2 protein-coding genes are annotated in these 2,734 nt (G+C 52.6%); both read left to right on the top strand.

Features of this window, described 5'->3' with window-relative positions; translation table 11 throughout:
- Positions 1-457: 457 nt before the first annotated feature.
- On the top strand, positions 458-1,321 hold the full coding sequence (locus AB5Y72_RS11855) for a hypothetical protein (protein ID WP_197971577.1): 864 nt from the start codon (positions 458-460) through the stop codon (positions 1,319-1,321).
- Positions 1,322-1,565: 244 nt separating this feature from the next.
- Positions 1,566-2,716 (top strand): IS3 family transposase gene (locus AB5Y72_RS11850; RefSeq protein ID WP_325783120.1). Its coding sequence is split into 2 segments (ribosomal slippage): positions 1,566-1,803 and positions 1,803-2,716, totalling 1,152 coding nucleotides; the frame shifts between segments, so codons are not numbered across the junction.
- Positions 2,717-2,734: the final 18 nt, after the last annotated feature.

Here is a 2,734-nt window from a genome sequence, read left to right as displayed (position 1 = left end):
GGGTCTGAAATTGATACCGAAGAAAGTGCGCACTAAAGTAGCGTAAACAAGACACCGGTTTGAGGCCGGTGTCAGGTGATAACTAGATCTGTACAATCCGTCTATTCTATACGCTGGTTATTCAGGACTTCGTACTGTTCGCCATCGTGCTGAGTTCCATCCCCCCCAGTGTGCCCTCAATGTACCAAACGCAAAGTTGCTAACCGGCCCTTCTGTTTGGCAACTCTACTCTTCACAGACATCACAGCGAACAACGCGAATAACCTCGATCTCTTTTTTGGTCATAATCTTCATCTCTGGCCGCTCAATTTATGCAGGTCAGTTGCTCATTGTGCTACATCTTTCTACTAACTGTACTTCGGGCTAGCTGTAGCGTTTGGTCTAGGCGTAAAGTGGACCGTGAGATGCCTACAAAACTACTGGCGATTCAATTTGATAACTTCTGGTAAGACATGAAATGAACAAAGTCACCAGCTACAACCAACTCGACAAACTGGGGCGAGTCAGGCTTTCAAAACACTTTTTTATGCGCGATTTTCTTTACAGCGAAATCGCTGTTTGGAACGGGTTCAAAAACGTGCCGGATTTTCCGGATGTAGCCATCACCTATGGCCGTAAACTCTGCGAGGAATTGCTTGAGCCGCTTCAGGCTACATTCGGTCGCATCCACATCCGCTCAGCATACCGCTCCCCTGAAGTGAACGATTTCGGGAACAAGGGTGGATTCAACTGTGCAGCCAATGAGGCAAACTATGCCAGCCACATCTGGGATTATCCAGACGCTAATGGGAAGCACGGCGCTACGGCCTGCATTGTCGTTCCATGGCTGATTGCTCACATTGAGAAGGGGGGAAGCTGGACCGACATGGCCTGGTGGATCCACGACCATCTACCTTACAGTTCATTGCAGTTTTTCAGTACCAATGCCTTCAACATCAACTGGCATGAAGCCCCGGTACGTCGGATTTATAGTTACGCGGCTCCTAAAGGCATTCTTACTGAACCGGGCATGGAAAACCATGTGGGGCTCCATGCCGATTGCTACAAGGCCTTTCCAAGCCTGTCTGCTGACGTAGGAGTAAGAGGAAACAGTTCCGACAAATATGTTATGCACAGCGAAAAGTTCACTGCCACCGGAGTAGTGTTCCACACCCCAATGTGTCTGACTTGCAAGTGGCGTAATAAGGTGCCCGCCCCCCGCCACTGCCTCGCCTTCCCCGAAGGGATCCCTACTGCGATTTTGGTCGGGGAGGCTGACCACACTAAGCCGTATGAAGGCGACAACGGCTTGCAGTATGAGAAGGGCGATCCTGACTATTAACTTTTATTGAGGAACGAAATCATGAAGCATGATCTGACCCTGGAATAAAGCAGGCCAGCAGCCAGACACATGGACCCCTGTACTGGTTCGAGCGGCAATGTAGTGGTCTAGTCATCCTTCGGCAACAACCGAGATAGGCCCACTTGAGCCGGTAGTTTCCCGATGACCTCAATCTGCCAACTGAATCGCCCCCAGTTCCCTAGACACCTCACAGCCTTAAAATGAGGCAACTATTGGAGGTGTTATGACCCGTCAGCGTTATCCAGAAACATTCAAAATCGAAGCCGTTAAACAAATCACCGAGCGCGGGCGGCCGGTGGCTGACGTTGCACGTGCCATCGGGGTATCCAGCCACAGCCTGTATGCATGGCTCAAGCAGTACGGTAAGCCTGCTGACCAGCAGATAGAAGAGTCTGCCTTGCAAGCCGAGATCCGCCGCCTGAAAACTGAACTGCGCCAGGTCACCGAGGAGCGCAATATTCTAAAGGAGGCCGCCGCGTACTTTGCCAGCGAGTCAAGGAAAGGTACGCGTTCATAACCTCCCGACTCGACCGGTACAGTGTCGTTACCCTGTGCCAGACCCTGGGGGTTCACCGAAGTGGCTTCTACGCGTGGTTGAAACAGCCCACATCGCCACGACAGCAGGAGGACGAACGACTGACCGGATTGGTCAAGCAATCCTGGCTGGAAAGTGGTGCTGTCTACGGTTATCGCAAGATCCATCGCGACCTTCGTGACGCAGGGGAAGCCTGCGGCAAGCACCGTGTGGCCAAATTAATGAAGCGGGAGGGACTGCGTTCGCAAACGGGCTATCAACGCCGCAAGGGGCATTATGGAGGCAAGAGCACGCAAGCTGCCCCAAACACGCTGGCACGTCAGTTTAAGGTGCCAGCCCCCAACATCATCTGGGTGACTGACATTACCTACATTCGCACTCAAGAAGGGTGGCTGTACCTGGCGGTGGTGCTCGACCTGTTCTCTCGCCAGATCGTCGGCTGGGCGATGAAGTCACGCATGACGGCAGACTTGGCGGTTGATGCGTTATTGATGGCCGTCTGGCGGCGCAAACCCAAGCAGCCGGTACTGGTGCATTCGGATCAGGGCAGCCAGTTTACCGGTGGTGAATGGCAAGACTTTCTGAAGGCCCACAACCTGAGTTGCAGTATGAGCCGACGGGGTAACTGTCACGACAACGCGGTCGCCGAGAGTTTCTTTCAGTTGCTCAAACGGGAGCGGATCAAGCGCAGGATTTACGCGACAAGAGACGAAGCCCGCAGCGATGTGTTTGATTATATCGAGATGTTTTACAACCCAATCAGGCGTCATGGTTCCAATGATGGGCTGTCGCCGGTAGAGTTTGAAAGGCAGTTTATTTTTCAGCAACAAAGTGTCTAGAAAACCAGGGGCGATTCA

It is taken from the genome of Aeromonas sp. R7-4, from assembly GCF_040908055.1.
Classification (GTDB): Bacteria; Pseudomonadota; Gammaproteobacteria; order Enterobacterales; family Aeromonadaceae; genus Aeromonas; species Aeromonas sanarellii.
The sequence above is the reverse complement of the archived record's forward strand: the minus strand, read 5'-3'. Positions and strand labels throughout refer to the sequence as shown.